Annotated in this window: 20 protein-coding genes and 4 tRNA genes; 14 read left to right on the top strand and 10 right to left on the bottom strand. The window is 66.5% G+C overall.

Annotated features, from left to right (window positions below; all coding sequences use genetic code 11):
- Positions 1-14: 14 nt before the first annotated feature.
- Positions 15-1,742, bottom strand: a complete 1,728-nt coding sequence (locus tag QP140_RS02425; protein ID WP_284757930.1) for an FAD-dependent oxidoreductase — start codon at positions 1,740-1,742, stop codon at positions 15-17.
- 163 nt (positions 1,743-1,905) lie between these two features.
- Here QP140_RS02425 and dnaG point away from each other — a divergent pair, with 163 nt between their 5' ends.
- Positions 1,906-3,906 (top strand): DNA primase, encoded by a 2,001-nt coding sequence (gene dnaG / locus QP140_RS02420; RefSeq protein WP_442874984.1) that lies wholly within the window; start codon positions 1,906-1,908, stop codon positions 3,904-3,906.
- 104 nt (positions 3,907-4,010) lie between these two features.
- On the opposite strand, the gene QP140_RS02415 is transcribed toward dnaG, so the two are convergent.
- Entirely contained in the window at positions 4,011-4,340 is a 330-nt protein-coding gene (locus QP140_RS02415; RefSeq protein ID WP_070761644.1) for a hypothetical protein, read from the bottom strand.
- Positions 4,341-4,634: 294 nt separating this feature from the next.
- On the opposite strand from QP140_RS02415, the gene QP140_RS02410 reads away from it, so the two are divergent.
- The 4 genes from QP140_RS02410 (at position 4,635) to QP140_RS02395 (ending at position 9,470) form a co-directional block, all read left to right on the top strand.
- Complete coding sequence (locus tag QP140_RS02410; protein WP_284757927.1) at positions 4,635-5,735, top strand: S-(hydroxymethyl)mycothiol dehydrogenase; 1,101 nt, start codon at positions 4,635-4,637, stop codon at positions 5,733-5,735.
- A 70-nt stretch (positions 5,736-5,805) separates the two neighbouring features.
- Positions 5,806-6,489, top strand: a complete 684-nt coding sequence (locus QP140_RS02405; RefSeq protein WP_284757925.1) for an MBL fold metallo-hydrolase — start codon at positions 5,806-5,808, stop codon at positions 6,487-6,489.
- A gap of 162 nt (positions 6,490-6,651) precedes the next feature.
- On the top strand, positions 6,652-9,093 hold the full coding sequence (locus QP140_RS02400; protein ID WP_284757924.1) for a heavy metal translocating P-type ATPase: 2,442 nt from the start codon (positions 6,652-6,654) through the stop codon (positions 9,091-9,093).
- A gap of 5 nt (positions 9,094-9,098) precedes the next feature.
- Positions 9,099-9,470 (top strand): metal-sensitive transcriptional regulator, encoded by a 372-nt coding sequence (locus tag QP140_RS02395; protein WP_284757923.1) that lies wholly within the window; start codon positions 9,099-9,101, stop codon positions 9,468-9,470.
- Positions 9,471-9,579: 109 nt separating this feature from the next.
- Here QP140_RS02395 and QP140_RS02390 read toward each other — a convergent pair.
- Positions 9,580-9,653 (bottom strand) — tRNA-Ile (locus QP140_RS02390).
- A gap of 118 nt (positions 9,654-9,771) precedes the next feature.
- On the opposite strand from QP140_RS02390, the gene QP140_RS02385 reads away from it, so the two are divergent.
- Both QP140_RS02385 and QP140_RS02380 read left to right on the top strand, forming a co-directional pair.
- Positions 9,772-9,843: transfer RNA gene (locus tag QP140_RS02385), tRNA-Asn, on the top strand.
- 138 nt (positions 9,844-9,981) lie between these two features.
- A tRNA-Asn gene (locus QP140_RS02380) sits at positions 9,982-10,053 on the top strand.
- Between the two features lie 89 nt (positions 10,054-10,142).
- Here the strand turns inward: QP140_RS02380 and QP140_RS02375 are convergent.
- Both QP140_RS02375 and QP140_RS02370 read right to left on the bottom strand, forming a co-directional pair.
- Positions 10,143-12,290, bottom strand: a complete 2,148-nt coding sequence (locus QP140_RS02375) for a BCCT family transporter (protein ID WP_284757921.1) — start codon at positions 12,288-12,290, stop codon at positions 10,143-10,145.
- 194 nt (positions 12,291-12,484) lie between these two features.
- Positions 12,485-13,228, bottom strand: a complete 744-nt coding sequence (locus tag QP140_RS02370) for an LppP/LprE family lipoprotein (RefSeq protein ID WP_070761646.1) — start codon at positions 13,226-13,228, stop codon at positions 12,485-12,487.
- Between the two features lie 224 nt (positions 13,229-13,452).
- On the opposite strand from QP140_RS02370, the gene QP140_RS02365 reads away from it, so the two are divergent.
- A complete protein-coding gene (locus QP140_RS02365; protein WP_284757916.1) occupies positions 13,453-14,463 on the top strand; it encodes a hypothetical protein in 1,011 nt (336 codons plus the stop codon).
- Positions 14,447-15,430 carry a hypothetical protein gene (locus QP140_RS02360; RefSeq protein WP_284757915.1) on the top strand — a complete coding sequence of 328 codons (984 nt, stop codon included), beginning with the start codon at positions 14,447-14,449 and terminating at the stop codon, positions 15,428-15,430. Before QP140_RS02365 ends, QP140_RS02360 begins: the two co-directional genes overlap by 17 nt.
- Before the next feature lie 152 nt (positions 15,431-15,582).
- Here QP140_RS02360 and QP140_RS02355 read toward each other — a convergent pair whose 3' ends face one another.
- From QP140_RS02355 to aceE, 3 genes are read right to left on the bottom strand one after another with little or no spacing between them, the layout of a single operon-like run.
- Positions 15,583-16,464 (bottom strand): serine hydrolase domain-containing protein, encoded by an 882-nt coding sequence (locus QP140_RS02355; RefSeq protein WP_284757913.1) that lies wholly within the window; start codon positions 16,462-16,464, stop codon positions 15,583-15,585.
- A gap of 43 nt (positions 16,465-16,507) precedes the next feature.
- On the bottom strand, positions 16,508-16,915 hold the full coding sequence (locus QP140_RS02350) for an acyl carrier protein (protein ID WP_284757911.1): 408 nt from the start codon (positions 16,913-16,915) through the stop codon (positions 16,508-16,510).
- A 36-nt stretch (positions 16,916-16,951) separates the two neighbouring features.
- Positions 16,952-19,780 (bottom strand): pyruvate dehydrogenase (acetyl-transferring), homodimeric type, encoded by a 2,829-nt coding sequence (gene aceE / locus QP140_RS02345; protein ID WP_284757909.1) that lies wholly within the window; start codon positions 19,778-19,780, stop codon positions 16,952-16,954.
- A gap of 303 nt (positions 19,781-20,083) precedes the next feature.
- On the opposite strand from aceE, the gene QP140_RS02340 reads away from it, so the two are divergent.
- The 3 genes from QP140_RS02340 to QP140_RS02330 all read left to right on the top strand — a co-directional run bounded on the left by QP140_RS02340 (position 20,084) and on the right by QP140_RS02330 (position 22,010).
- Positions 20,084-20,527 carry a DUF3052 domain-containing protein gene (locus QP140_RS02340; protein WP_070757692.1) on the top strand — a complete coding sequence of 148 codons (444 nt, stop codon included), beginning with the start codon at positions 20,084-20,086 and terminating at the stop codon, positions 20,525-20,527.
- Positions 20,528-20,581: 54 nt separating this feature from the next.
- A tRNA-Val gene (locus tag QP140_RS02335) sits at positions 20,582-20,654 on the top strand.
- Between the two features lie 273 nt (positions 20,655-20,927).
- Entirely contained in the window at positions 20,928-22,010 is a 1,083-nt protein-coding gene (locus QP140_RS02330) for an SURF1 family cytochrome oxidase biogenesis protein (RefSeq protein WP_284757907.1), read from the top strand.
- 34 nt (positions 22,011-22,044) lie between these two features.
- On the opposite strand, the gene QP140_RS02325 is transcribed toward QP140_RS02330, so the two are convergent.
- Positions 22,045-22,569 (bottom strand): low molecular weight protein-tyrosine-phosphatase, encoded by a 525-nt coding sequence (locus QP140_RS02325; protein ID WP_284757905.1) that lies wholly within the window; start codon positions 22,567-22,569, stop codon positions 22,045-22,047.
- 85 nt (positions 22,570-22,654) lie between these two features.
- The gene (locus QP140_RS02320) at positions 22,655-23,308 is read right to left on the bottom strand and encodes an HAD hydrolase-like protein (protein ID WP_284757904.1); all 654 of its coding nucleotides are present in this window, start codon (positions 23,306-23,308) and stop codon (positions 22,655-22,657) included.
- Between the two features lie 259 nt (positions 23,309-23,567).
- On the opposite strand from QP140_RS02320, the gene QP140_RS02315 reads away from it, so the two are divergent.
- Positions 23,568-24,761, top strand: coding sequence for a Nif3-like dinuclear metal center hexameric protein (locus tag QP140_RS02315; RefSeq protein WP_284757903.1), 1,194 nt, complete (start codon positions 23,568-23,570; stop codon positions 24,759-24,761).
- A 101-nt stretch (positions 24,762-24,862) separates the two neighbouring features.
- Positions 24,863-26,185, top strand: coding sequence for a bifunctional RNase H/acid phosphatase (locus tag QP140_RS02310; RefSeq protein WP_442874986.1), 1,323 nt, complete (start codon positions 24,863-24,865; stop codon positions 26,183-26,185).

Raw genomic sequence — 26,185 nt, 5'->3', positions numbered from 1 at the left:
CGGGCTGGGTGGGGCTAGTGTCCCACCGGGGTGATCGGCAGACGCAGCGCGGCCGGGGCGGTGGCAGGAACCATCGGGGAGGCCGGCTCCACGGCCTCGATGCGCTGATATCCCTCGGACTGGTTGGGGCGCGGGTCCGCTTCGCCCTTATTCGGCCACATCGCAGCGGCGCGCTCCGCGTTGGCGGTGATGGACAGGGAAGGGTTCACGCCGGGGTTGGCGGCCATGGACGAGCCGTCGACCACGAAGAGATCCGGCAGCCCCCACACGCGGTGGTAGGGATCCACCACGCCATCGGCCGGGGAGCTGGAGATTGAACAGCCGCCGAGGAAGTGGGCGGTCAGCGGAATATCGACCACCTCTGACCACACCCCGCCAGCCAGGCCACCCTTGCGCAGGGAGGCCAGGATGCGGGTGGCCTTGTTGCCCTCCGGGATCCAGTTCGGATTCGGCTCGCCGGTGCCCTGCTTGGAGGTCAGCCAGGTGAACTTCCCGAGCGTGCGCGGGTAAGTGGTCAGCGAGTTATCGCGGGACTGCATCACCAGGTTGATCACCGTGCGCTGCGACCAGCGGCGCAGGTTCAGCAGGCGAGGGATCTGGCGGAACTGGAGAACCAGCTGGCGGAGGAACTCGAGCACGCGGGGGCGCAGTTTGTCGCCGTCGGTCATGAGGGTCTGCAGCAGGCCCATGGAGTTCGAGCCCTTGCCGTAGCGGACTGGTTCGATGTGGGTATCCGGGGCGGGGAAGTAGCTGGAGGTGATGGCCACGCCCTCGGAGAAGTCCCACTCCGGGTCGTACTTCTTGAACTGCGCGCCGAGCAGGGCCTCGGAGTTCGTGCGGGTCATCGTGCCGAGGGAGTCCGGCAGCTGCGGTAGGTTGCCGTTGACCTTCTGCCGGTGCAGCAGGTTCTGGGTGCCCCACGCACCCGCAGCGACGACGACCTTGTCCGCGGTGAAGCGGCGGGTCTTCTTCTTGCCCAGCAGGCCTCCCGTGGCCTTCGTATCCACGTTCCAGCCGCCGCCCGGCTTGCGGGTGATGTCGGTGACCGTGGTCAGCGGGTGGACCTCGGCCCCGCCCTTCTCGGCGAGGTAGAGGTAGTTCTTCAGCAGGGTGTTCTTCGCCCCGTGGCGGCAGCCGGTCATGCACTCGCCGCACTCGTGGCAGGCGGTGCGCTGCGGGCCTGCACCACCGAAGTAGGGGTCGTCCACGGTTTCCTTCGGCTGGCCTTCGAGCCCGACCTTCTCGCCGAAGAATACGCCCACCGGTGCCATGCGGAAGGTATCGCCCACCCCGAGTTCCTCGGCAGTCTGCTTCGACAGCTTGTCCGCCGGGGTCATGGTGGGGTTGGTGACCACACCCAGCATGCGGCGTGCCTGGTCGTAGTAGGGGGTCAGCTCGTCCTTCCAGTCGGTGATGTGCGCCCACTGCTTATTGCGGAAATACTCGTCCTCGGGCTGGTAGAGGGTGTTGGCGTAGTTCAGCGAACCACCGCCCACGCCTGCGCCGGCGAGGATCATGACGTTGCGCAGCAGGTGGATGCGCTGGATGCCGTAGCAGCCGATCGCGGGCGCCCAGAGGAACTGCTTGAGGTGCCAGGAGTTCTTCGCGAAGTCCTTGTCCGCGTAGCGCTTGCCGGCCTCCAGAACACCGACCTTGTATCCCTTCTCGACGAGGCGTAGGGCGGTGACGGAACCGCCGAAACCGGAGCCGATGATGAGAACGTCGTAGTGGGTTGCGGCCATGGCGACTTACCTTCCCGGGTCTGTGGTGCACGCGATGGGTAAACATCGTGGCAAATAAGTATGTCAGGGAACCTATGTTAAAAAGCCGGGCCGGTTTTGTCTGGCGAATGGGCGTTCCGCTCGGCCACATCCCTTGTCTGGCGGGTGTATTAGCATGTCCCTTATGGGTAAGGGCAGGATCCCGGAGCGGGACATCGAGGCGATTCGCGAGGCGACGCCGATCGAGGAGATCGTGGGGGAGTACGTCCAGCTCACGCCCGGCGGCGTCGATTCCATGAAGGGATTAAGCCCCTTCAAGGATGAGAAGACCCCGTCCTTCCACGTCCGCCCGAATAAGGGCTACTTCCACTGCTTTTCCACCGGTGAGGGCGGGGACGTGTTCAGCTTCCTCATGAAGATGGAGCACCTGACCTTCCCGGAGGCCGTGGAGCAGGTCGCCGAGCGCATCGGCTACCGCATTAACTACGAGGGCGGTGGCCCGGGGCGGCGGGAGAAGCCCGGCACCCGCCAGCGGCTGATCGCGGCGAATAAGGCGGCCTTCGAGTTCTATCGGGAACAGTTCGCCTCGGACGTCCAGGGTGCGGACGTGGCCCGCCAGTTCCTCATCGACCGCGGCTTCACCCAGGAGCATGTGGATCAGTTCGGCTGCGGCTACGCCCCGCCCGGCTGGGACACCCTCACCAAGCATCTGCTGCGCAAGGGCTTCGAGTTCCAGGAGCTGGAGGCCGCTGGCCTATCCCGCATGGGATCCAAGGGGCCGATCGACCGTTTCCATCGCCGTCTGCTGTGGCCGATCCGTTCGGTGGCAGGTGACGTCATTGGTTTTGGCGCCCGTAAGTTGTTCGAGGACGACAAGCTGGGCAAGTATATGAACACCCCGGAAACCTTGTTGTACAAGAAGTCCAAGGTGCTCTTCGGTATTGACCAAGCCAAGCGCAGCATCGCGCAGAAGCACCAGGCCGTGGTGGTGGAGGGCTACACGGACGTCATGGCCATGCACGCCGCGGGAGTGGACACCGCGGTGGCCTCCTGTGGTACGGCTTTCGGCTCCGAGCACCTGGCGATGCTGCGGCGCTTCATGCTGGATGACCGCTACTTCCGCGGTGAGATCATCTACACCTTCGACGGCGACGAGGCCGGCCAGAAGGCCGCGCTGCGTGCTTTCGAGGGTGATCAGCAGTTCACCGGCCGCAGCTATGTCACCGTCGCTCCGGGTGGACAGGACCCCTGCGATATCCGCCTGGAACGCGGCGACGAGGCGGTGCGGGAGCTGGTCTCCAACCGCATCCCCATGTTCGAGTTCGTGATCCGCACCCTGCTGGAGGGCTACGACACCGCCGCCGTGGATGGCCGTATCCACGCGATGCGGCGGATCATCCCGGTGCTCGCCGGGATTAAGGACGACGCCCTGCGCGATGAGTACTCCCGCCAGGCCGCCGGTTGGGTCGGTTTCGACGACCCGGACGACATCGTGGCCCAGGTGCGCGAGGAGGCCCGGCGTGGCCGGGTGGAAAAGCCGAAACTGGAGCTCAAGCGCGGGGCGGCGCGCCGGGAAAGGCTCGCGGAGAATACTGCTCCGGCAGGTCAGGGCCCGGGGAGCCAGGGCGTGCCTGGCGGCGAGGACTCCGGCGGACACCTGCACGTCGTGGCGGGCATGGAGCGCCCGGACCCGCAGGACGAACTGCTGCTGGGCATCCGGGAGGTGCTGAAGCTGGGGCTGCAGGAGCCGGAGCTGGCGGGGCAGATCTTCGACCTCATGCCCCCGGAGAGCTTTGTGCACCCGACGTATATCGCGATCGTCAATGCGATGGCCGCGGCCGGCGGCACCGCGCAGGCGAAGTCCGGTTCGGGCTGGCTGGACGCGGTGAGCAATAACGTGCCGGATGCGATGGGCCAGGCCGTGGTTTCGGAGCTCGCGGTGGAGGACCTGCAGGTCCAGCAGGAGCGGCTGCCCTACTATGCCTCGGCGATCATGGCCCGGATGCAGGAGCGCTGGGTGAGCAACGAGGTCGCGGAACTGCGCGCGCAGATGCAGCGCATGCGCCCGGACGAGGACAAGGAGGCCTACATGGCCACCTTCGCCGACCTCACCGCGCTGGAGAAGTACCGGCGCTCGCTTAATGACCGGGCCAACGCCTACGGGGAATTCACCTTCGGCAACTAATTCGCCCGCCACTCACGGACTGTGCGGGCGGTATGCCGAGCGCCCCGGCACGCGGATTAGCGTCGCTGGTGGTGCAGCCGGCGAGAGGTGGGTTGGGGTGAGCCCTAGCGGGGCTTCTTGGGGAAGCGGGGGCGCTTGAATTCGGAGTCCGCGCGCAGCGGACGGTCGTTGGGGTGGGCATCGTCCGGCTCGACGATGCTGTGCCCATCGGCCAGCGAGCTGCGGGTGTTGGCGTTCAAGTCGCGTACCTCGTGCATGCGCGGATCCGGGTCCAGGCGATTGGCCAGGGCCTTGCGGCTGGCGCGCAGCGCGGACTGGGCGACCTCAGAGTTGATCGCGGTTTCGTAGCCGCGCCGGATCTGCTCGTAACGGCGCCGCCCGGCCTTGGTTCCCATCAGGTAGCCGGCTGCGGCCCCGACAACGAACTGGATCATGAAGTTCAAGCCCTCCCAAACGTGGTGTGCACTCGGCCACCGCCCGCCCGGGTGTTTGGCTAGCGGTGGAGCTGTGAAAGCCCAGTCTACGTCATAACCCCGCCACGGGAATCAGCTTCGCCCGAGTGCGAGGGGCCCACATACTACCCGCGCAGCAGCCCCGGGGCGCACCCGCGGAACTTATGCCACCATGGAAAGTGCAAGTCAGCGCCCCGCTGAACGGGTTGACGTCCTAAAAGGACGGACCGAAGAGCAGCGGTGGTGCCAAAAATTTAGACACAGCAGGAGGAAAGCATGACTCAGAGCGTTAAGGCGGTTGTCTCGCGCGGCAAGGGTGACCCGGTGGAGCTGGTGGATATCCAGATCCCTGCCCCGGGCGCGAACGATGTGGTTGTGCAGGTGCAGGCCTGCGGCGTGTGCCACACCGACCTGGCATACCGCGATGGCGGCATTACGGACGATTACCCCTTCCTGCTGGGCCACGAGGCCGCGGGTGTGGTCTCGGAGATCGGTGCGGACGTCACCCACGTCGCCGTCGGCGATTATGTGGTCCTGAACTGGCGTGCGGTGTGTGGCGAGTGCCGTGCCTGCAAGAAGGGCCAGCCGCACTACTGCTTCGATACCTTCAATGCTTCGAAGAAGATGACGCTGACCGATGGCACCGAGCTGGAGCCCGCCCTGGGCATTGGTGCGTTCGCGGAGAAGACCCTGGTCCATGAGCGTCAGTGCACCAAGGTGGATCCGGAGGCGGATCCGGCGGCTGCGGGTCTGATGGGCTGTGGCGTGATGGCAGGCCTGGGTGCCGCGGTGAATACCGGTGAGATCCAGCGCGGCGAGTCCATCGCCGTCATCGGCCTGGGTGGCGTGGGCATGGCCGCCGTCGCTGGTGCCGAGGTCGCCGGAGCCAGCACGATCATCGCTATCGACATCTCCGAGGACAAGCTCACGCGCGCGAAGGAAGAATTCGGCGCGACCCACACCATCAACTCCCGCGGCCTCACCACCGACGAGCTGGTGGAAAAGGTCCAGGAGCTCACCGGCGGTTTCGGAGTGGACGTCGCCGTGGACGCGGTGGGAATCCCGGAGACCTTCAAGCAGGCCTTCTACATCCGCGACCTGGCCGGCCGTGTGGTGCTGGTGGGCGTGCCGACCCCAGAGATGACGCTGGAGCTGCCGTTCCTGGACGTCTTCTCTCGCGGCGGTGCGCTGAAGTCCAGCTGGTACGGCGACTGCCTGCCGGAGCGAGACTTCCCGACCTATATCGACCTCTACCGCCAGGGCCGTTTCCCGCTCGACCGCTTCGTGGACGAGCGCATCGGCATCGCGGACGTGGAGGCCGCCTTCGAGAAGATGCGCGACGGCGAGGTCATGCGCTCCGTGGTGGAGTTTTCCTAAAAACCCCTTGCTGCGGGGTTCGCAGCGCTGAGTTGCCGGGGTACTGGCACCCCAATGAAGGAGAAGAACAATGAGCGATAACGCGATTACGGACATCATTTCCCCAGGCCAGCTCTCTGGCGCGGGCGAGAAGCTGCGGGTGACCCGCGTGATCACCAACGGCACCTTCGCCCTGGATGGCGGCGAGTGGGACGTGGAGAACAACATCTGGGTCATCGGCGATGATAAGGAGTGCTACATCATCGACGCCGCCCACGAGCTGGACCCGATCCAGGAGGCGGTCGACGGCCGCGAGGTCAAGGCCATCCTGTGCACCCACGCGCACAATGACCACATCACCGTGGCGCCGGAGCTTTCCCAGATCTTCGACGCGGACATCTACGTCCACCCGGCGGACCGCGTGCTCTGGGACCAGAGCTACCCGGACCTGGAGCCGAAGGAACTGGCCGATGGCGACGTCTTCGAGGTTGCCGGTGTGGAGCTCAAGACGATGAACACCCCGGGTCACTCGCCGGGCTGCTGCGTGTTCTACGTGCCGGCCGCGGACGTGCTGTTCTCCGGCGACACGCTGTTCAACGGTGGTCCGGGCGCAACGGGCCGGTCTTTCTCGGACTTCGACACGATCATCGAGTCGATCAAGACGAAGCTGCTGGCACTGCCGGCGGAGACGAAGGTGCTCACCGGCCACGGCGATTCCACCACCATCGGGGACGAGGCCCCGCACCTGGACGAGTGGATTAAGCGCGGCTACTAGTGCGCTGGATCGGGGCCTCAGGGGTCTCGGTCGAGGGGCTGTGGGAGTTTTCCCGCGGCCCCTTTTCCTCGTCTTTGGTGCATCTTTTTGCGTTTTACCGTGCCACCGTGGAGCCCCTTGCCATATACCCCCAGGGGGTATAGGGTCGGTGGTGGAAAGGGGATGGAAAACTTGTCTCAACACCAAGACAGCTCGGCCACCGAGGTGGGCGCCATCGGGGCAGCCCAGCCAGTTCTCGACCTGGACTACCAGATCACTGGCATGACCTGCGCTTCGTGCGCGAACCGGATCGAGCGCAAACTCAACAAGCTGGACGGGGTGACCGCCTCCGTCAACTACGCCACGGAGAAAGCGCACGTCGAGCAGGACGGCGCCGCCGAGGCAGTGACGGATGAGCAGATCCGGGAGATCATCGCGGACATGGGCTACGAGGCCCAGCTCTCGCAGCCGCTGGCTTCCCAGCCGGGCGCCGGTGACCCGCAGGGCGGGGCCGGCGAACAAGGGGCGGCGGACGCGGCCCAGCCTGGGGCCGAACCGACGTCCCAAACCTCGGCGGAGCAGGCGGCAGAGCGTGAGCTGGAGGGGCTGCGAAGCCGCCTGATCGGCTCCCTGTGGCTGGCGATCCCGGTGATCGTGCTGGCCATGATTCCGAACCTGCAGTTCACGAACTGGCAGTGGCTCTCACTGACGCTGGCCGCGCCCGTGATCGTGTGGGCCGGCTACCCGTTCCACCGCGCAACCTGGCTGAACATCAAGCACGGCGCGGTGACGATGGACACCCTGATCACGGTGGGCACGGGGGCAGCGTTCCTGTGGTCGCTGGTCGCGCTATTCTTCGGCAGCGCTGGCGAGCCCGGGATGAGCCATACCTGGAGCCTGTTCAATACCCACAGCGACCCGATGGGGGATATTTACCTCGAGGTCGCCGCGGGCGTGATCATGTTCGTCCTGGCCGGGCGCTACTACGAGAAGCGCGCGAAGCACCGTGCTGGCGAGGCACTGCGTGCGCTGAGCGAGCTGGGTGCGAAGGACGTTGCCGTCGTTGACGACGCCCAGGGCGGTAACGAGCGTCGCATCCCGATCGGCCAGCTGGCCGAGGGTATGTACTTTGTGGTGCGCCCGGGCGAGAAGATCGCCACGGACGGGCGCGTGGTGGCAGGAAGCTCCGCAGTGGACGAGTCCATGCTGACCGGCGAATCCGTGCCGGTGGAGGTCGCCCCGGGTGACATGGTGACGGGCGCGACCGTCAACGCATCGGGCCGGCTGATCGTTGAGGCCACCCGCGTGGGCTCCGATACCCAGCTGGCGCAGATGGCCAAGCTGGTGGAGCAGGCGCAGTCCGGGAAGGCTGATGTGCAGCGGCTTGCCGACCGCGTGTCCGCGGTGTTCGTGCCCGTGGTCATCGCCCTTGCAGTCATCACGTTGGTCGCCTGGCTCCTGATCACGGGTGATGTGGGTGCCGCGATGGCCTCGGCCGTGGCGGTGTTGATCATCGCCTGCCCGTGTGCGCTGGGCCTTGCCACCCCGACCGCGCTATTGGTCGGTACGGGCCGGGGCGCTTCGATGGGCGTGCTGATCCGCGGGCCGGAGACCCTGGAGCAGACCCGTGGCGTGGATGCCATCATTCTGGATAAAACCGGCACCATCACGACCGGCGAGATGACGGCCACCGAGGCCTGGCTCGCGCCGGCTGCGGACTCGATCGCGGATGGTTCCGGCAAGGCCGGGTTCAGCGAGGCGGACCTGTGGCGCATCGCCGGAGCGGTGGAGAATCACTCCGAGCACCCGATCGCCCAGGCGATCGCCGAGCGTGCCCGCGAGGAGATCGGCGGCGAGCTGCCCGAAGCGGAGGACTTCGAGTCCGTCCCGGGTCGCGGCGTGACCGCCACCGTCGACGGCGTGACCGTTCAGGTCGGACGCGGCTTCGAGACCTCCGACGGCACCACCGTTGGCGCCGAGATCGTCGAGCGCAGCGGGCTGGGTGGCACCGTGGTTCCGGTGCTCGTTGACGGTCAGCTGGCTGGTGCGGTCGCCGTCGAGGATGCGGTGAAGCCTGACAGTGCGGAGGCCATCGCTCAGCTCAACGAGCTGGGCCTGGAACCGATGCTGGTCACCGGTGACAACGAGCAGGTCGCACGTGAGGTCGCTGGCCTCGTGGGGATTAACCCCGACAACGTGCGGGCAGGCGTGATGCCCGCCGATAAGGTCACCGCGGTCAAGGACCTGCAGGCCGAAGGCAAGCGCGTGGCGATGGTTGGCGATGGCGTCAACGATGCCGCCGCGCTGGCCCAGGCGGACCTCGGTATCGCCATGGGCACGGGGACGGACGTGGCCATCGAGGCCGCGGACATCACCCTCGTGCGCGCCGAGATGAGTGCGGTGGTGGACTCCATACGCTTGTCGCGCAAGACCCTGCGCACCATCAAGATGAACCTGTTCTGGGCCTTTGCCTATAACGTCGCGGCGATCCCGCTGGCCGCTTTCGGCCTGCTGAACCCGATGCTGGCGGGTGCGGCCATGGCGCTGTCCAGTGTGTTCGTGGTCTCGAACAGCCTGCGGTTGCGCGGTTTCAAGTCCATTCAGCCCGAGGTTGAGGAGAGCTAATCGCCATGACTAATGCGAAGGCAGCGACCAAGACTGATTGCCATGCACCGCAGCACAGCGCGCCCGCGGCCAATGGCAAGGTTGATCACAGCGAGAAGCCGCTCAGCGGCCACGGCGACCGGGCCAAGCTGATCGCGCGGCTGAAGCGCATCGAAGGCCAGGTGCGCGGTGTGCAGCGTATGGTTGCCGAGGAGGAGTACTGCATCGACGTGCTCACCCAGATCGCGGCACTGCAGTCCGCACTGAAGGGGGTGGGCCTGGTGCTGCTGGAGGAGCACATGGCCCACTGCGTGGTGCAGGCCGCCCGCACCTCGGATCAGGCGGTGGAGGAGAAACTGGAGGAAGTGTCGCAGGCGATCGCGCGCTTCACTCGCTAACTGCCTAAGGGCGGGGTGAAGGATACGAAAACCCCGGCGGGGCTGGTGCTCTTTCCAAGCTGCCGGCCCGCCGGGGAGCCGCCCCGCGTCGGGCGGCGAATGATCTTTGTGGGACCAGCGGGGCTCGAACCCGCGACCAGCGAATTATGAGTTCGCGGCTCTAACCGACTGAGCTATAGTCCCGCCACCAGGTCATTGAACCATACCGTAGCCTTAAAGCCGATATTCCGGTTCTGACCTGCTGATTTGGTGCTTATAGGCTTGCTGGGTAGAGTGTCTATTCGTTGCCAAGATGGCATATTCCCCCATAGCTCAATGGCAGAGCACTCGACTGTTAATCGAGCGGTTGCTGGTTCGAATCCAGCTGGGGGAGCAACACCACAACCCAGGGTCCAAAGCCCTGGGTTTTCTTCTTTTCTACCGTCCTGTGAACCTGTTCCCAGTACCGGGCTGGGGGTGGTGCCAAGATTTGGTGGACGGGTTAAGCCTTAGTAAGCTTCCTCCTGAGCATTCCCCCATAGCTCAATGGCAGAGCACTCGACTGTTAATCGAGCGGTTGCTGGTTCGAATCCAGCTGGGGGAGCAAAAGGCCCAGGCTACACAGCCTGGGCCTTCTTTCTTTCTGCGGTCAGCGGCGCACGCAGGGGGCACGCGCCACCGCGCTAACCGGAGCTAGCGGGAACTATCGTCTTCGCTGTCCGCGTCTTCCTTGGAGTGTTCCTCCGCGTCCGAATCAGAATCGGATCCGGAGACACGTTCAGTCCAGTAGTCCTCCATCGCTCGGGCATCGTTGGCGATCTCGGCCTCTGCCTGGGCCCGGGCCTCAGCGTCAGCGACGGCCTGCTCGAACTCTTCCCGCTCGATCTGTGCGCCGGCCTTTTCTTTCAGCTTGTGGACGATGTAGTCCTCCGAGGCATTGTCGGTGTACCAGGTGTGGAAGGACTCGTCCTCCACGTCCACGGCTTCAGCAGCACCCTGGCCCTCCGGCACCTGGGTGGCGCCGAAGATGAAGTGGCCATCGTGTTCGTCCAGGCCCCGGCGCACGCCCCGGTCGATCGCCTCCACGGCGAAACGACGCCGTAGCATCACCGGGTCATTGTGCAGGTCCTTCGCCCACGCGACCATCACGCCGATGAGGATTACCGCGAACGGCAGAGCACAGGACACCATGATGGACTGCAGGCCGGAGAGGGCATCGTCGCCACCGGCGAGAAGCAGGAACAGGGCGACCGAACCCAGGGCGGTCCCCCAGACGATCGTTACCGGCAGGGATGGGACCGGCCGACCGCTCTGGGACATCGAACCCATCACGTTCGTCGCGGAGTCCGCGGCCGTGTTGAAGAAGATGATGATCGCTACCAGTCCGATGATGCTCACGAAGCCGGAGAACGGCAGCTTGTCGATGAGATCGAACATGACGTTCTCGCCCGAGCCCTTGATCTCGATCGGGTCGCCGTTGAGGCTGTGCCAGATGGTACTGCCGCCGAAGACGACGAACCAGACGATAGACAGGCCCGATGGGACAAGCAGCACCACGGTGACGAACTGGCGCAGGGTACGGCCCTTGGAGATCTTCGCGATGAACATGCCCACGAACGGTGACCAGGAGATCCACCAGGCCCAGAAGAGCATGGTGTAGGCCGTGACGTATTCCTGCTCCACCGGCCCCTCAGAGGGGTTGGTGGACATCATGTCGATGAAGTTGTGGAACAGCTGCAGCACGGTGACGGGCAGCAGGTCGAAGATGAACAGCGTCGGTCCGGTGATCAGCACAAATAGGCCCAGAGCGATGACCAGACCCATGTTCGTATTCGACAGGATGCGGATGCCGCGCTTGACCCCCGAGGTCGCCGAGATGATGAAGACCACGGTGAGGATGGAGATGATCGCCACCACCACGCCGTCGCCCTCCAGGGGCTTGCCGGTGATGATCGAGGTGCCCGTGCGGATCTGCAGAGCGCCGATACCCAGGGAGGTCGCGGTGCCAAAGAGGGTGACCAGCACGGCGAAGATGTCGATGATCCTGCCCGTGACCCGGTTATTCGGGTCGGTGATTAGCGGCTCGAAGAGCGAGGAGATCAGCGGCAGGCGCCCACGGCGAAAGGCGGCATAGGCTAGCGACCCGCCGACCAGCGCGTAGACCACCCACGGCAGGGAAGCCTGGTGGAGGATCGCGGCGGTCAGCGCTGGGAACACGGCGTCCTGCGTCCCCGCTTCCACGCCAGCAAACGGTGGCGGGTTGAGGAAGTGCGTCAGTGGCTCCATCGGGCCGTAGAAGATCAGGCCGATGCCCAGGCCCGCGGCAAAGAGCATAGAAATCCAGGCGAAGGTGGAGAACTCGGGCTCGGAATCATCCGCTCCGAGCCGAATCTTGCCCGTTGGGCCAAGACCCACGACCAGCAGGAACACCAGGGCGGCGATCATGATCGTGGTGAACATCCAGCCGAAGTGCACGACCACCCACTCGCGCATCGCCCCGCCGGTCTCGGCGAGGTTTTCGGGTGCGATGATCGCCCATGCCAGCACGCCGACCGCGGCGAGGAGCGCCACGGCGAAGACCGGCTTGTTGGTTTTGAACTCCGCGTCGGTGTTTTCGACGTCGATGCCGGGGATCAGGGCCGGGTGGATGGAGCGCTCACCGCTGGAGGCCTTCGCCAGGGCGGTGCGGGCGCGCCTGGTCATCGCGGCCTGGGTTTCGCGGCGGCGGGCACGTTCCTGGTGGGCACGCTCGGCAGCTCGCTGCGCGCCGGCTGCAGCTGCTTCCTTACGCCGCTCTGCGGCTGCCTGTTCGGGCGGCAGCCCTTGGGGTTTGTCTGACATGGTGGGGCCCTTCCTCACACTTGCTCGCTGAAATGTGTAGTGATTTCGGCATAAATGCGTTCAGTGTAGTGAAGGCGGGGGCTGGCGTCCCCGAAACGCCGGTTATGAACCGGTTCTGGATTGTCGACCGGTTATGGGGCTGCGCCGGATGCTTGAACCATGCCGCAGCCGGGTGCGTGGCGCGGGCGAAGTGGCTAGCTATGAGCCCCGGCCAGTCGCGGCGCGCTGCTGTCCACACTTGGCGGGAGGGTGGATTCCTCCTGGACGCCATTGCTGGTCGCCCGGGTCGTGACGGAGCCGGTCGCGCCCTGCGCGGTGCGGTAGGTGACCTGGACGGCGCCGTCCCCGAGGCGCTGAATTCCGGTGACGGCGGTGATCAGCCGCGGTTGTGGGGAGTTCACCGGGTTGCCGTTGTGATAGAGCAGCACGGCCTCCTTCGGCCCGTTGTGCTCGCCGGCGATGTGGATCCAGGACAGCGTCTTGCAGGGGTTATAGCGGTTCGCCTTCAGCGTGTAGTGGAAGCTGCCGCCGCCAGCCATCGGGATGGTGGTGTTGTTCAGCGGTGGGGCGCTGCGGTTGCGGCAGTTGTAGTCCGGCGCGCTTGGGGCCGGCGTTCCGGGGGTGTGTGCCGCTGCGTTGCTGCGGTCGGGTTGTGGCGCGCTGTTGTGGGGCGACGCCGCCGGCTCCGGCGTGCCCCCGGCTGCCTGGTCGGTATCGCTGGCCGTGGTGGGGTTGGGGGCGGCGTCGCTGCTTGACGTGGTGGGTTCGGCGCCGCTGCTCGTCGTCGTGGGCTGAGCACTCGAGGAGTTTGCGGAGGTTTGCCCGGTGGGTTCTTCTTCCCCCGAGCCGCAGGCGGTCGCGGTGGCGAGTAGGGGGAGGGCACCCGCCAGGAAAAGCAGTTGGCGGGACCGGGATCGGGCGGGTGCTGGGTGGGCCACGATCGTCTCCTTCCTCTGGGCCTGCTGTGCAGCGGCGTTGACCACACGGCGTTAATCTCACGGGGTTGATCACGCAGTTCTGATCTCACAATGCTGATCGCACGGTGCTGAACGCGCGGGGTGGGCTGTTGTGAAGGCCAGTGTAACGGCCGGGGGTGTGGCGCGGGTATGTCAGGGCGCTCGGATGCATGGTGTTGTCTGCCGGGTGCGCTAACTTTAGGGGCATGACGAAGCCACAGAATCACCACTCTGATGACCCCGGCGCCGAGGGCGGGGACGCCTCGGGCCCGCAGCCACCGCAGTACCGTCGCCCAGGTGACATCCCAACTGCCGATGGATCGAGCCAACAGTGCGCCAATCCCTGGGCCCAGCCGGGCGTCGGCCCGTCGGCCCAGCAAGGCGCCGGCCAGTGGGGATCGCAAGGCTCCGGCCAGTGGGGACAGGCTGGCGCGGGCTATGACGCCGGCGCATCCCAGCAGTGGGCGCAGCAGAACCCTTATGGTGGCCAGGGGCAGAGCGGCCAGTGGCAGGGGCAGGGCTACGGCGCCCAGGGCTATAACAACCAGGGAAACGGTGGGCCGAACTACGGCAACCAGGGATACCCGGAGCAGGGCTACGCGGGCCCGGGCGGCCAGTGGCAGGGCCAGGGTTATGACAACCAGGGCTATCAGGAGCAGCCGGAGGAGAAGTCCAACGGGCGCAACATCCTGATCATTGTGCTGCTGGTTCTGGCTCTGCTGGCAGCCGTGGCCTTCGCGGCATTCTGGTTCACCGGCAAGCCCGGCGAGGGGAAGGGCTCCGAGCAGGCCACCGTGAGCTCGACCGAGGCTACGGATGCCCGCGGTTCCGAGGACGAGGACGCAGATGCCGATCGCGACGACAAGGACACCAACCGCGAGGACGATGACGAGGATGCCGACGATGAGGCCGACTCCCGTCCGAAGAACCCACGCCTTCCGGGGTATGCGACCCCGGTGAACAGCTCGGCGCGGGGCTCGAACCCGGGCGGCGACCTGAACAGCGTCTGGAAGTCCGGCCCGACCAGCGATAGCTTCGCCCTTGCTGTGCGCGATGCCTACGTGGACGCCTACCTGGACGGCGACGAGGACGAGTTCAACCACGTGGTCGAGGCATACAGCGATGTCACGGGCACCAGCTACACCATGAGCTGCCGCGATAACGGCGAGTACGTGCACTGCACCGGCGGAAACGACGCCAATGTCTACATCGCTTAACCGGCGCGCGGCGATCGCGGGAACCGTCCTGGCCACCGGTCTGGGGTTGGCGTCCTGCACCATTCCCACTGACCACCGGGAAGAGGAGGAATCGACCGTGGCGCAGACCGGCCCTCGCGAGTCCGTGGGGCCCAAGCCCACGCGCGGGGCGGAGCCGGGCCGGGACGGGGAGCGGCGCGGGCCGCAACCGACAGGGGAGGAGACCGCGGAGGGCGCACCCATCGACCAGGCGACACTTGAGGCGATCGTCCGGGAGGTCTCTGCCCAGTTCGGTGCACAGGTCGGTGTGAGTCTCGGCAGCGGTGCCGGGGCGCTGCAGGCCGGTCCGCTGCAGGGTGGTGCCGAGCCCGCGTGGTCGACGATCAAGGTGCCGCTAGCTATCGCCGCGCTGCACTTCGGGGGAGGGGATAACTCCGCCGCCGCCCGGGCCATTCAGTCCTCGGATAACGCCGCGGCGGAGCAGCTGTGGGCCTCGCTCGGCGGTGGGGCTGCTGCGGCCGAAAAGGTCGCGGCGGTGATCCGCGAGTACAGCGGGCAGGAGGTTTCGGTGCAGCCAACCGTCACCCGCCCGGGCTTCAGCGCCTATGGGCAGACCCGGTGGACGCTGGCGCAGCAGGCTGCCTTCGCTGCGGGCCTGGCGGAGGCAGCGGGCCAGGACCCGGCCGCCGGTGAGGTCTACCGGCTGATGGGGCAGATCATGCCGGGGCACGCCTATGGCATCGGCCAGCTGTCGGGGGCCGCCTTCAAGGGCGGTTGGGGGCCGGACGAAACCGGGGGCTATTTGGTCCGCCAGTTCGGCGTGGTGCCGGCAGGTGCGTTTGCCGGTGGCGGAGCTGGGGACGGCAGCGCCGTCGCAGCGGACGCTGTGGTGCCGATCGCGATCGCCGTGCGCGCTGCAGACGGGTCTTACGAGACCGGCCAGCAGGTGCTCAACGCGATCGCACAGAAGCTCAGCGCTGGGGTGTAACCGCGGGGGCTTAATCGCCGAAGTCGAGCCGCGGGGCCCGCGCCTCCTGGGAGTTGCCGGGCCCCAGCCCCCGGGAGGACCGGACCCAAGCGACGCCCAGCCCCGGAACGGGTGGGTTCAAGCGAGGCCCAGCCACGAATGCCCGGGCAGGCCTAGTCGGCCATCGCCTCCCACAGCTGGGCGTTGAACTCCGGCCAGCGGTCCTTGGACCAGTCGCCGAAAGGCTCGTCGGTGAGCACCACCGCGGCCAGCCCCTGGTCCGGGGCGAACCACAGGAAGGTGCCGGACTGCCCGAAGTGCCCAGCCACCGTGGCGGGCATGTTCTCGCCCATCCAGTGGGGGTGCTTCTCCCCGTGAATCTCAAAACCCAGGCCCCACGGGCACGGGGTCTGGCGCCCATAGCCAGGCACAACACCCACCAGGTCGGGGAACTGTACAGTCAGTGCCTCGGCCACGGTCTGCCCTGCGAGCAGCTTCGGGCGCAGGAACTCCTCGGTCAGGGTGGTCACCGCGGACGCCGAGGCGCTGAAGCCGTGGCCAGCGGAGCCCTCGACGGTGATCTCGATGCCCAACGGCTCGCAAATGCCAAGCCTCACGTACTCCGCGAAGGACATCTCGGTGGCCTGCTCGATGAAGCTGGCCAGCACCTCGTAGCCCGCCGAGGAGTAGATGCGCCGGGTGTGCGCCGGGCGCATCTGCCGGTGCTTCCGGAATTCGATGCCAGAGGCGTGAGAGAGCAGCTCGCGGACGGTCGGGGGCTCTTCGAAGGAGGGCACCAGCTCGGCCGGAACTTTGTCATCCAGCTCGAAGGCGCCCTCCTCGACGGCCATCAGGGTGGCGTAGGCGGTGATGAGCTTCGAGACGCTGGCCAGCTGGAAGACATGCTCCATGTCGCCGTGGGTAACGACGTCAGCCTCGCCTCCCGTGCCGTCGGCGTCGCCCCCACCCCCGAGCGTGATGGCCGCGGCCGCCACGTTGTTCACCGGCCAGTCCGCGACCTGGTTGAGCACATCCGTGATTGCGGAATCAGTCATGCTTACTCGCAAATGTCCTTTCTCGGTGCTGTCCCGTCGCCGTCTAGTTGCCCGCCCGCCGGGCCTCGATGAGCTCGGCGAATTCCTTCACCGTCATGCTGGCCTGCAGGTCCATCTCGTCGATGCGCACCCCGAACTTATCCTCAGCCTGGGTGATGATGTCGATCCGCGACAGCGAATCGATCGCCAGGTCCTCCTCGATCCGGGCATCTGGGGTGATCTCCTCCAGGGGCAGACCAGAGGCGGCCTCGATGATGCGGGCCAGCCCGGCAGCCACCCCGGCCTCCTCGGCGGGAGCCTCCGCAGCCTTGGTTTTCGCAGCGGACCCCGAAGCCTTCGCAGCGGGCTCCTCGCCAGCCGCGCCGACCGAGCCGCCGAGGGCCGCGGCGAGCTTGGCCTTCGCGTCCTCGGAGAGGCCGGATTGCGGGGCGGCAGAAGAATTCTCGGGCATTGCTTACCTTCCTGAACGTCCTAAACTTCCTGAACCTTAAGCCTTCGTCGGGTCGCCGACGTTCAGGTCCTCGGCGGCCTTGATGGCGATCTTCCGATCAATCTTCCCCTCACGAGCCAAGCTGAGCAAAGTAGCAACCACGATGGACTCGGCGTCGATGTTGAAGTACCGGCGGGCGGCGGCGCGGGTATCGGAGAAACCAAAGCCATCGGCACCCAGGTTGATGAAATCACCCGGCACCCAGCGGCGCACCTGCTCGTGCAGCGCGGTAGCGAAGTCGCTGACCGCGATGAACGGGCCGTCGTAGCCCTCCAGCACCTGCTGGATATACGGAGTGCGTGGCTCCTCGCCCGGGTTGCGCAGCTCCTCCAGCCCGGCCTCCTGGCCGTCGCGAGCCAGCTCGTTCCAGCTGGTCACGGAGAAGATATTGGTGTTGACCCCGTAGTCGGCGAGCATCTGCTTGGCGCGGATGGCCTGGCCCATGCCCACGCCGGAGGCCAGGATATTCGCGGTGTGCTCCAGCTCCTCGGCCTCGCCCGCGTCCCCGGTGATGCCCTCGTCGATGCCGACCAGCTTGTCCGCCGGGCTCCACAGGTAGATACCCTTGAGCAGGCCCTCGACGTCCAGGTTCTCTGGCTGGGCAGGCTGGTGCATCGGCTCGTTGTAGACGGTGAGGTAGTAGATGACGTCCTCGCCCTGGCCGTCGCCGTCCGGGCCGGAACCTTCGCCGTACATGCGCTGCACGCCGTCGCGCAGGATGTGGGCGATCTCGTAGGCGAACGCCGGGTCGTAGGTCACGACGGCCGGGTTGGTGGTCGCCAGAACAGGGGAGTGGCCGTCCATGTGCTGCAGCCCCTCGCCGGTCAGGGTGGTGCGCCCGGCGGTCGCGCCGATCAGGAAACCACGGCTCATCTGGTCGGCGGCTGCCCAGATGGAGTCCCCGGTGCGCTGGAAGCCGAACATCGAGTAGAAGATGTACAGCGGGATCATGGCCTTGCCGTGGGTGGCGTAGCTGCTGCCCGCGGCGATGAAGCTGCCCACGGAGCCGGCCTCGGTGATGCCCTCGTGGAGGATCTGGCCGTCCTTGGCCTCCCGGTAGCTCAGCATGAGGTCGTGGTCCACCGGGGTGTAGTTCTGCCCGTGGGTGTTGTAGATCTTCAGCGTCGGGAACCAGGAATCCAGGCCGAAGGTGCGGGCCTCGTCCGGGATGATCGGCACCAGGCGCTCGGCCATGGTCTCGTCGCGCATGAAGTCGCGCACGATGCGCACCAGCGCCATGGTGGTGGCGACCTTCTGCTTGCCGGAGCCCTTCAGCGCGCTGCGCATGGTCTCCACCTCGGGTACGGCGAGCGGCTCGAAGTGCTGGCGACGCTCCGGCAGGAAGCCGCCGAGCTCCTTGCGGCGGTTCAGCATGTACTCGATCTCCGGGGCGTCCGCGCCCGGGTGGTAGTACGGCGGCAGCTCGGGGTCCTTCTCCAGCGTCTCGTCGCTGATGGGGATGTCCTGCTTGGTGCGGAACTGCTTCAGGTCCTCGAGGCTGAGGCTCTTCATCTGGTGGGTGGCGTTGCGGCCCTCGAAGTTGTGGCCCAGGCCGTAGCCCTTGATCGTGTGCGCGAGGATGACGGTCGGCTGGTCCTTCGTCTCCATGGCGCGGGCGTAGGCGGCGTAGATCTTGCGGTAGTCGTGGCCGCCGCGGGGCAGCGCCCAGATCTCCTCGTCGCTCATGTCCTCGACGAGCTTCTTGGTGCGGGGGTCGCGGTTGAAGAAATGCTCGCGGACGTAGGCGCCGTCGTTGGCCTTGAAGGTCTGGTAGTCGCCGTCCGAGGTGTTGTTCATGACGTCGACGAGCGCGCCGTCCTTATCCTTTTCGAGCAGTTCGTCCCACTCGCGGCCCCAGATGACCTTGATGACGTTCCAGCCGGCACCGCGGAAGAAGCTCTCCAGCTCCTGGATGATCTTCGTGTTGCCGCGGACTGGCCCGTCGAGGCGCTGGAGGTTGCAGTTCACAACGAAGGTGAGGTTGTCCAGGTTGTGCAGGGCGGCCATCTGGATCGCGCCGCGGGATTCCGGCTCGTCCATTTCGCCGTCGCCGAGGAAGGCCCAGACGTGCTGTTCGGAGGTGTCCTTCAGGCCGCGGTCGTGCAGGTAGCGGTTGAAGCGTGCCTGGTAGATCGCGTTGAGTGGTCCCAGACCCATGGAGACGGTGGGGAATTCCCAGAATTCGGGCATGCCGTGTGGGTGCGGGTAGGAGGGCAGGCCGACCTCTGGCTTGGAGGCCTCCTGGCGGAAGGCGTCCAGCTGTTCTTCGCTGAGGCGGCCCTCGAGGTAGGCGCGGGCGTACATGCCGGGGGAGGCGTGGCCCTGGAAGAAGATGTGGTCGCCGCCGCCGGGGTGGTCCTTGCCGCGGAAGAAGTGGTTCAGCCCGACCTCGTAGAGGGGAGCGGCGGAGGCGTAGGTGGAGATGTGCCCGCCCACCCCGATGCCGGAGCGCTGGGCGCGGTGCACCATCACCGCCGCGTTCCAGCGGGTCCAGCGGCGGTAGCGCTTCTCCATCTCCTCGTCACCGGGGAACTCCGGTTCCATGGTGGTGGGGATGGTGTTGACGTAGTCGGTGGAGGTCAGCGGCGGCAGGGGAACGCGCTTGGCGGTGGCGCGCTCGAGGAGGCGGAGCATGAGGTAGCGGCCGCGGTCCGGGCCGGCGTTGTCGAGCAGCCCGTCCAGGGAGTCCATCCACTCCTGGGTTTCCTCCGGGTCGCTGTCGACGAGGTAGGACGCCACCCCGTCGCGGATGTTGCCGAAGTGGGTGTCCTCACCGACGCTGGGTGTGCGGCGGTCCTCGGAGTCTGATTGTGGCTTGTTGGCCATGGAGTGCCTCCTCGCTCAAGGGGTTGTTCTTCCTCCCCAGCCTACGTATTCAGGGTCGGTGGTGGGAGGGCGTGATAGGTGGCTTGGCGCGGTACGGGCACGGTACTGGCATGGCGCTGGCGATGAGTGGGCGCGGAGTGCCGCAGGCAACGTGGCGGAGCTTTATCCGCGGCGAGGGGAAGATGGGCGGGGAGAATCGTGAAAAATGTGTCCCACCTTAATGTCTGCTGTGTTAGCTTGGGTCACATTAGATGATCAGCAAGGAGCTGGTCTTGAGCTACACCAGAAAGGTTTTTCACAACAGTGGGTAACACTCCCAGCGCCCCAGTCCGCGACGAGAAAGGCTCGGAGGGACTGAATTGCGCAGAGCTGCTGGAGGTCTCCAGCGGCACGATCATTCAGGAGCTCGGCTGGGATGAGGACTGCGATTCCTCGATCAGCGAGGCCCTCGAGGACGCAATCGGCGAGGAATTGCTGGGCCCGGATACCGACGAGCTCGTTGACGTGGTGCTGTTGTGGTGGCGCGAGGAGGACGGCGACCTGGTCGACGGGCTGATGGACGCCAACCGTTCCCTGAGTGAGGACGGTCGCGTCTGGGTGCTGACCCCGGCGCCAGGCCTGAAGAACTCTATTCAGCCGGGTGAGGTCGCGGAGTCCGCGCAGCTGGGTGGCATGGTTCAGACCGGTTCGGAGCGTCTGGGGGACTGGCAGGCTGCGTGCCTGGTCGCGCGTGGTGCGAAGCGCTAGCCCTGGGCCTATTTGCCCCGCCGGGATGGCTGGGCTAATCTCTCTAGCTGTTGCGCGCTCTTAGCTCAGCTGGAAGAGCAACTGGTTTACACCCAGTAGGTCGGCGGTTCGAACCCGTCAGAGCGCACCGAGTCAAACCCTTGCGAACAGTAGGTTCGTGAGGGTTTCTTTTTATTTCACGCACATGTGACGCTGTTGCGTGGGGTTAGTGCCTGGAAAGCCGCAGCACCGTGGGGGTCGTCGGGACATCCTCGGGTGAGTCTGTGCATTGGCTGCAGTGGCGCGGCGTCCGTGGGTTCTTGAGCGTCGGGGAGGGCGGGCTAGAGTTGGTTCTCGTAAAGCGAGTCCTTGATAGCCGGCCCGTGTCGGCAGCAGGCAGGCCCGACGGGAGGAATGAACGATGGCGGTCGATCCACAGCGCGGCCAGGAGCCGAAGCGCGGCTTTCGGGCTTTTTTGACGCCGGGCTGGATCCTCTCGGCTGTTTTCGTGCTGCTGTTCACCTATTTCGCCTTCAACACCCTGGCGCCCTGGCAGCTGGGGAAGAACACCAAGCGCACGGAGTTCAACGATCGGCTCAAGGCCGCGATGGAGCAGGCCCCCGTGCCCGTCTCGGAGGTGCTCCCGGCCGAGCCTGCGAAGCCGGTGGAGGAGGCGCAGGAGTGGCGCCACGTGAGGTTGCAGGGCAAGCTGCTGCCGCAGCAGGAGGTGCTGCTGCGCAACCGCCCCGTGGAATCCGCGCCCGCCTACCAGGTCATCACACCATTCGAGACCACGGACGGCACCACGGTGCTAGTCAACCGCGGGTGGGTGCCCGCGGAGAGTCGGGATAATCGCCCGGAACTGATCGCGAAGGCCCCGGCAGGGGAGATGGAGCTGACCGGCTACGTCCGGCTCGGGGAGGGAAAGAACGACCGCGGGGTGATCGACGCGGAGGGTGCTAAGCAGACCACCCGCGTGAACGCCGAGCAGATCGGCGCGGCGACGGGCTTGACGCTGGCGCACGACTACGTGCAGCTCGACGAGCAGTCCACCGAGGCCATCACTGATCGCGCCGGGGACGCAGGGGTCGCACCGCACCCGATTCCGCTGCCCAAGATCGAGTCCGGCCCATATCTTTCCTATGGCATCCAGTGGATCGCCTTCGGCATCATCGCTCCGATCCTGCTGGGGTGGTTCATCTGGTCGGAGATCAAGGAGCGCCGCCGCGAGCAGCTGGAAAACGAGCAGCTGGCCACGGCGGGCGCTGCTGCGGGCGCGGTCTCGAACGAGGGGGAGAAGGCGGCAGTCGGTGCTGCGGGCACCGGCACCGAGCAGGCTACGGGCGCCAACGGGGTAGCGGGCGACGTCCTCACCGAACCGTCGCGGGAGACTCAACGCCAGGAGACACAGCGGCAGGAGGACGCGATGGCCGCCCGTTACGGCAAGGCGGCCAAACGACGCGGCTTCGGCTGGAATCAGCCGGGAGACGGCGAGCGTTTCTAGCTCACCGCGACTGCCGCGACGTCCTGAGGCCTCGCTAGTTCTCCTGCTCGTCGAGGATCGACTCGATGAACTCGACGATGCCCGGCACGGCGGCCTCGATTTCCTCAGCGGCATTCGCGAAGTCCGCCTCGGTGCCATAGTAGGGGTCCGCGACTTCGGGGTGCGGGCGATCCACGGTCACGCTCGCGGGGTCGAAAGCGCGGTAGAGGTGGATCTTCTGCGGGTCCACGCCCCGGCGCTTCAGGCCCGTGACATGCCCCTTATCCATCGCGAGGAAGATATCCGCGGCCTCGTGTTCCGGCCCGAAGGTCGCAGCGACGTGCTCGGCACCGTCGTAGCCCTGATCGGCCAGCTGCTTGACTGCCCGCGGGTCCGCGCCATCCCCGACGTGCCAATCGCCCAGGCCGCAGGAGCTGACGGTGATGTTGTGCAGGCGGGGGTCGCCGCTCTTCGCCAGCGCGTCCGCCAGCATGATTTCTCCCATCGGGGAACGGCAGATGTTGCCGGTGCACACGACGGTGATCAGGGACAACGGGTGGGGCGCGTCAGGGTCAGGCATAGCTTCCTTTGGTGCTTCTCGGTTCGTGGAGCTGCGCGCTCAGCAGGTTCATGGCGGCGGATTCTCGCCGCGCGTGTCACGAGCTTCAGCGCTGCTCAACGATGCTTTTGAGCTCTTCCGGGGTGTTGGCAATCAGGGGGACCTGGGCCAACTCTTGCTGACTACCATAACCCCAGTTCACCAGCACGCAATCTATCCCCTGGCTCTTAGCACCCTGCGCGTCGTGTTTGCGGTCGCCGATCATCAGGAACTGGGAGGGGTCCGTTTCGTGCTCGGCGTTGATGAGTCCCATGACGTAGGCGACGACGTCCTCCTTGTGCTGTCGCGGTCCGCCGTCATCTTCGGCGGTTCCGAGGTAGTCGAAGTACTCCAGCAGCCCGAAGTGCTTCAGTGCGCGTAGGGAACCGGAGTAGGACTTGGACGTCGCGGTGGCCAGGATGTGGCCCTCCTCCCGCCAGGTGGACAGCAGTTCCGGGATGCCGGGGAAGAGGGCGGAATCCAGCCAGCCGCCGTTGGACTGGTGCTCGCTGTAATCGGCCATGACTGTGTCGACCTGTTCGGCAGGCACGCCTGCAGCGGCGATGGAGTCCCGCATCGGGGGACCGGGCAGCCCGCGGAGGAAATCCTCGTCCGGGATGGCGTACCCGTGGGTGCTCAGCGCGTGGATGAAGGAGGCGCGGATGCCGGGGTAGGAGTCGATGAGGGTGCCGTCGACGTCGATAAGCAGGATCTTTCTCATGCCCTCCACTGTGCCATTGCAGTGTGGTCACTGTGCCATCGCAGCGTGACCGCTGTGCCAGCTCGGTGGAAGCACTGTGCCAGCTCGGTGTTCCTGGTGCGGGGCGAGCGGTGGGAGGACGTCCCGGCGCGGTAGGGCGGTGGGTGGATCGGGTGGGGGAGTAGACCGGATACAGCGGGGGTTCGGACGGGATACAGTGGAAAACAATTCCGGGCCGCCCGGCCCGGGTCACTCAAGCCACCAAGGAGCGTGATCCCGCGTGACGACCACCGCGAGTAACCCCCAGACCACCTCGGATGCTGCGCAGCTGACGGTGGGCCAGGTTGTCGCCTGCCTGGAGGAGGCCTACCCGCCGAAGCTGGCGGAGTCCTGGGACGCGGTTGGTCTGATCTGCGGGGACCGTGCCGAGCCCGTGGCCAAGGTGGCCTTCGCGCTGGACTGCACCGATGAGGTCGTGGATGCCGCGATCGACTCGGGCGCGGACATGCTGGTGGTCCACCACCCGCTGCTGCTGCGCGGGGTCACCGGGGTTCCGGCGGATCACCCGAAGGGCCGGATCGTGCACAAGCTGATCCGCAACCGGGTCGCGCTCTTCGCCGCGCACACGAACGCTGACTCGGCGCGCCCTGGTGTCAACGATGTGTTGGCGGAGCTGCTCGGGGTTCGCGCGGGTCGCCCGTTGCGTCCGATCCCGAACCCGATCGACAAGTGGGGTTTCACGGTTCCGGTGGATTCCGCGGAGGCGGTGAAGCAGGCAATTTTCGACGCCGGCGCGGGCGTGGACGGGGACTATTCGGAGGCCTCCTTCGAATTCCGCGTCACCGGGCAGTTCCGCCCAGGTGACGCGGCCAGTCCGCACATCGGGTCCCGCGGCGAGCTGGAGCGGGTGGCCGAGCTGCGCGTTGAGTTCGTCGCCCCAGCCCACCTGCGGGAGAAGGTGCGGGCAGCCCTGCTGCGCGCCCATCCCTACGAGGAGGTTGCCTATGACGTGGTGGAGAGCCACGCCGGGGACCTGGGGGAGCAGGGCCTGGGCATCGGCCGGGTCGGCGAGCTCGACGAGCCGATGACGCTGCGCCAGTTCACCCAGCGGGTGGCTGACCGGCTGCCGTCGACGGTCTGGGGCGTGCGTGCGGCCGGCGACCCGGAGAAGATGATCCACACGGTCGCGGTGGCAAGTGGCGCGGGCGATAGCTTCCTGGGCACCATCGCGCGCATGGACGTGGACTGCTTTCTCACCTCCGATCTGCGCCACCACCCGGTGGACGAGCACCTGCGCGCCGGGGGTTGCCCGGTGATCGATACCGCGCACTGGGCCAGCGAGTACCCGTGGTGCGCAGCGGCGGCCGCGTTGGTGGGCCAGAAGCTGGGCGTGGACACCGAGGTGCTGGAGCAGCGCACGGACCCGTGGACGCTGCACGAGGCCAGCACGGGCGGCTTCGAGCAGCGCCGCTAGCGACTGGCGCGCCCCGCGTGTCAGCGGTGCGGCGGTGAATAGCGGCTCAACGTTAGTGGTGGAGTAGGGAAGGCAAGGCAGCGGAAGATATGGGAGGCAACATGCGCTTGAGCGTGGAATGCGATGGCGGTTCGCGCGGCAATCCGGGGCCGGCGGGTACTGGCTCGTCGGCGAAGGACGCCGCGGGGGCGGAGGTCGGCTGTGTGTGGCAGTTCATCAAGCACGCCACCAATAACGTCGCGGAGTACCAGGGGCTGATCAACGGGCTGAACTTGGCGGTGGAGATCGCGGGTCAGCAGGGCGTGAAGCCGGGGAGCCTGAGCGTGGATGTGCGCATGGACTCCAAGCTCGTGGTGGAGCAGATGTCCGGCCGGTGGAAGATCAAGCACCCGGACATGAAGCCCCTGGCCCAGGAGGTTAAGCGCATCGAGGGCCAGCTGGCGCAGGTGAGCTACACCTGGGTGCCGCGTGCCCAGAACGCGCGCGCCGATGAGCTGGCCAACCGCGCGATGGACGACCGCGAGGGTGGCCGGTGGATCGACGATGAGCTGGCCACAGCTGGGGCTGTGGCGGCTGCATCCCAGGCCGACAACGCGGAGGGCACGGACATGCTCTTCGACCTCGACCAGCCGTCGGACGAGGCCGCCGACACCACACGGAATAACTCAGTGCAGCGAAAGAAGGCGGAGACGCAGGGCGAGGCGGCGCAGGACGACCCAGCGCAGCGCGCCGAGCAGCCCGTCGAAGGCGAGGACGAGCAGCAGCCGGCCGGGGTCTCACCCACCGCGTGGATGGGCAAGACCGAACCCACAACCCTGCTCCTGCTGCGCCACGGCCAGACCGAGCTCAACCGTGACGGCAAGTACTCCGGCCGCGGTAACCCGGAGCTCACCGACCTGGGCAAGAAGCAGATCGCGCACGCCGCCCGCCACATCAGCGAGCGCGGCGACGTCGACGTCATTCTGAGCTCGCCGTTGGGCCGCTGCCAGGAGACCGCACGGGCCGCCGCCGAGGCGCTGGGCGTGGGCAAGGACGCGATCACCACGGACGAGGCCATCATCGAGATGGACTTCGGCACCTGGGAGGGCCGTCGCTTCGTCGAGATCCAGGAGGACCACCCGGAGGAGCACCGCGAGTGCTTCAACTACGCCACGGCCGCTCCCCACGGCGGGGAGTCCCCGGAGCAGGTCTACCGGCGGGTCTCCGAGTTCGTGGATCGCGTCATCGCCGAGTACCCGGGCAAGACGGTGCTGGTGGTCACCCACATGATGCCGATCAAGTCGGTGCTGCGTCGGGCGCTGGGCACCGGCGGGGAGATCTACCGCAGCCTGCACCTGGACGTGGCCAGCCTCTCGGTCGCGGACTTCCTGCCGAACGGGGCGGGCGTGGTCCGGTTGGTCAACGAATCTCATTACCTCGGCTAG

Origin of the sequence: Corynebacterium sp. UMB9976 (assembly GCF_030212265.1) — a bacterium.
GTDB lineage: Bacteria > Actinomycetota > Actinomycetes > Mycobacteriales > Mycobacteriaceae > Corynebacterium.
The sequence above is the reverse complement of the archived record's forward strand: the minus strand, read 5'-3'. Positions and strand labels throughout refer to the sequence as shown.